This is a genomic window from Paenibacillus contaminans, assembly GCF_003285015.1.
GTDB classification, from domain to species: Bacteria; Bacillota; Bacilli; order Paenibacillales; family NBRC-103111; genus Paenibacillus_V; species Paenibacillus_V contaminans.
Map to the genome: position 1 here is coordinate 1 of NZ_QMFB01000069.1, position 4075 is coordinate 4075.

A 4075-nucleotide genomic window follows, 5' to 3' on the forward strand; every position below is an offset into this window, starting at 1 on the left:
GGCCTTCGCCGCGGCGTCCGCGCGCGCCGCGCCCGGCTCCGCCGAAGCTGGCGGCTTCACTGCCGCCGCCATCGCGGCGACCGCTGCGCCCGCGGCCCGCGCCGCGCTCCGCACCGCCGCCCCTCGGGCGGTCTACGAAGTTCATCTTTTGCCCGCGCGGCTTCGTATCGACCATCTCGAAATCGATCGTATGGTCCTCCATATTCACGCGCGTCACGCGCACCTTCACTTCGTCGCCGATCCGGTAAACCTTCGACGTCCGCTCGCCGATAAGCGCATGCTGCATTTCGTGATAATGGTAATAATCGTCGACCATATCGCTCAGCCGAATCAAGCCCTCGACCGTATTTTCCAATTCGACGAAAACGCCGAAATTAGTCACGCTGCTGATGATCCCCTCGAACTCGAAGCCGATCTTATCGAGCATGAACTCGGCCTTCTTCAGCGCATCGGTCTCCCGCTCCGCTTCGACGGCTACACGTTCGCGCTCAGACGATTGGCGGGCGATATCCGCCATTCTGGCAGTCAAATTCTCATGCCGCGCTTCCGAAAGCGCCCCGGCTTCTAGCACCTCGCGGATAACGCGATGAATGATCAAATCCGGATACCGCCTGATCGGCGACGTAAAATGTGAATAATACTCCGCCGCGAGTCCGAAGTGACCGAGGCTCTCCGCTTCATAGCGCGCCTGCTTCATGGAACGAAGCAGCACGGTGCTGATGACCGTCTCTTCTTTGGTCCCCTTAATCTCCTCAAGCAGCGATTGTAGCGCCCGCGGATGCACCGTATTCCCTTTGCCGCGCACGACATAGCCGAAATTCGCGATAAACGTCATGAAGTTCATCAACTTCTCGCCGTCCGGGTCTTCGTGAATCCGATACAGGAAAGGCACCTTCAACCAGTAAAAATGCTCGGCAACCGTCTCGTTCGCCTTCAGCATGAACTCTTCGATAATCATCTCGGCAATCGAACGTTCCCGCTTGACGATGTCCGTCGGCTTGCCGTTCGCATCGACCAAAATTTTCGATTCCTGAAAATCGAAATCGATGGCGCCGCGCCGCATCCTTTTGGAACGCAGCTTCATGGCCAGCTTCTCCATCAGGCGGAAATCGTCTACCAAACCGGCGTACCGCTCAAGCAGCTCTTCTTCCGCTTCGCCTGTCAAAATTTTACGGACGTTCGTGTAAGTCATCCGCTCCGTCGTATTAATGACGCTTGTAAAAATATCGTGACGCACCACGTTCGCATCCGCATCGATTTCCATCTCACATGACATGGTCAGCCGGTCGACCTGCGGGTTCAAGCTGCATATCCCGTTCGACAGCCGGTGCGGCAGCATCGGAATAACCCGGTCAACCAGGTAAACGCTGCAGCCCCTGTTATAGGCCTCGCGATCGAGCGCGGAATTTTCGCGCACGTAGTAGCTTACGTCGGCGATATGAACGCCCAGCAAATAGTTGCCGTTCGGCAGTTGCTCCACATTAACCGCATCGTCCAAATCCTTGGCGTCTTCGCCGTCGATCGTGACGATCCGCTTGCCGCGCAAATCGCGTCTGCCCTTCAGCTCGTCTTCGCTGATGCTGTCCGGCACGGTATCGGACTCGTGCATGACTTCATCTTGAAACGCTTCCGGCAGCATAAACTTACGGATAATCGCGATTATATCGACGCCGGGATCGTCCTTATGACCCAAGATCTCGATGACTTCGCCTTCCGCCGCCGCGCGTCCTTCCGGATAGCTGACGATCGTCGCGACAACCTTCTGCCCGCTTACCGCTCCCATCGAAGATTGTTTAGGAACGAACAAATCGCGGGACAGCCTTTTATCGTCGGGAATGACAAAACCGTATGTTTCATAATCCTCGTATGTACCCACTACCTGCGTATTGGCACGCGTAACTACGCGCACAACTTCGCCTTCGAGCTTGCCGCCTTGACCGCCTTTGGACAGACGCGCGAGTACGGTATCGCCGTTCATGGCGCCACCCATATCGTTCGCATGAATATATACGTCCGGATGGCTCTTATCCTCCGGAATGAGGAAGCCGAAGCCTTTGGCATGCGCCTGAAGCCGTCCGCGAAGCAAATTCATTCTCTCCGGAATACCGTACCGCTCGCTTCTGGTGCGTATGATTTGCCCGCTATCCTCGAGCTGGTTTAAAAGCTTCAGAAAATTTTTGAAATCCTCCGCGCCCTCAATGTTAAAATGATTCTCCAACTCGTGGTACGTCATCGGTTTATAAGCTTTTTCTTTCATAAAATCGAGCAATTCCTGCTCCGTTACCATAATCATCACCCTCTACCTTCTAGTATGCGCCAGGATGCTGCCGGCCAAACGGTATTTTATACCAAAGCCGCGACGTTTCATCAACAAAAAAACAGCAGGAGACGCCCCCCTGCCGTTTACAAGTTCACTGTATCATTCTTTTACGAAGTAAGCCAAGAGCAAAGATAAAATAATAAACAATCCGGCAAGCACCATCGTCAACCGCGATAGCAGCAGATCAAGACCGCGCGCCTTCTGTTTACCGAACAAGTGCTCAGCTCCGCCCGAAATCGCTCCGGAAAGTCCGGCGCTTTTCCCTTTCTGCAGCAGAACAATGGCAATCAATCCGAGCGAAACGATGATCAGCAAAACTTTGATTACAACAGCCATCGACTAATCCCCCTCAGCATTCACCTTACAAAGTCATATTGTCATAAACGCAATGGCCGGTCAGCCGAAACGGCCCGTCCCATTAACGGTAGGCGCAAATCCGTTTGCACAAACTCACAAACTGGGCATAGGTTTCCAATAAAACAGACAATACAAACATTGTACCACAGCTTGTTTACGATTACAACGAGGCTTGTACGGGCAATCGAGCGGCAAAATCAAGAAATTCTGCAGAATAGTTCGGAATGAGACTGCAGATGCTGAAAACAACAGCATACAACTACGCGGTGTTTATTATATACTAAGAAATCATAAACCACTTTTTGGGAGGATTACCCTTTGGAAGCCGGACAAGAACGCATTCCCTTATGGATCTTAATCAAAAAAGGCAATATGTCATCCGCCTCGGCAGCGATCGGCAACACCTTTATCGCCATCGTAAAAGGTATTGCAGCAGCCCTGACAGGCAACGGCGCCATGTTCGCATCGACGATGCACTCGGTGGCGGACGCGGTCAATCAGGCGTTCGTTTTTGCAGGCAGCGTGCTGGCGGAGAAAAAACCGACACGCAGGTTTCCTACCGGCTTCGGGCGCGTCATTAACATTTTTTGTATGGTCGCGGTTATCGTCGTGACGATCATGGCTTACGAGACGATTCGCGAAGGGATTCACTTGCTCCAGCATCCGGTGATCGCATCGGGCTTTTGGCTTAATCTTATCGTGCTGCTGCTTTCCATTGTTGTCGACGGAGTCGTTCTGTACAAGGCGATGAAGGAAATCGTCCATGAAGCGAGAGTGCATGCCAAAGGCTTTGCAGTTGTACGAGCAGCTTTTGCCAATGTAAAACGCGCCGCGCCGCCCACTCGCCTTGTGTTTTATGAGGACTTGGTTGCAACGACGGGAGCCGTGCTGGCGCTGGCCGCGGTAATCGTGACAAGCCTTACCGCATTTGCCGCGATGGACGGCGTCGTTACGATAGCCATCGGCTTGCTGATGATCGTTGTCGCTTTCCGCGTCGGCTACGACAACATGGTTGGGCTGATCGGCGTCTCTGCGCCGCAGGATATCGAGGATCGCGTGGCCAAAATCATTTTCTCCGATCATAACGTAACGGATATTTACCAGCTTCGCGTGCTGCAGGAAGGCCGCTATTATCATGTCGACGGCATGATCGAGCTTAAGCAAGGATTATCGCTCGCAGACGCCGACGACATCAAATTCAAAGTGCGGGATGCGCTGCTGCGGGATCCGGACATCACGGACGTTACGCTCGGCATTATTGAAGATAACGGCGTTAAGAACTGGACTCCGGTCGAAAGCCGTTAAGCACAAAAAAGACCTCCTCACCTTACTGAAGTGCACCCCTTAGAATAGACATTGGAAAACCCCCTAGGTTAATCCGATGAATCTAAGGGGTGC

General features: G+C 53.3%; 3 protein-coding genes. 1 reads left to right on the top strand and 2 read right to left on the bottom strand.

Annotated elements, in window-relative coordinates; translation table 11 throughout:
* Together rnr and secG are read right to left on the bottom strand one after the other, a co-directional pair.
* Positions 1–2287: ribonuclease R (rnr, locus tag DQG23_RS41545; protein ID WP_113036945.1), on the bottom strand; the 2287-nt coding region annotated here is incomplete at its 3' end.
* Positions 2288–2419: 132 nt separating this feature from the next.
* Positions 2420–2656: a preprotein translocase subunit SecG gene (gene secG, locus DQG23_RS41550; protein ID WP_113036944.1), complete on the bottom strand. Its 237-nt coding sequence runs from the start codon at positions 2654–2656 to the stop codon at positions 2420–2422.
* Between the two features lie 393 nt (positions 2657–3049).
* Here secG and DQG23_RS41555 point away from each other — a divergent pair, with 393 nt between their 5' ends.
* The gene (locus DQG23_RS41555; RefSeq protein ID WP_113036946.1) at positions 3050–3982 is read left to right on the top strand and encodes a cation diffusion facilitator family transporter; all 933 of its coding nucleotides are present in this window, start codon (positions 3050–3052) and stop codon (positions 3980–3982) included.
* The last annotated feature ends 93 nt before the right edge of the window (positions 3983–4075 follow it).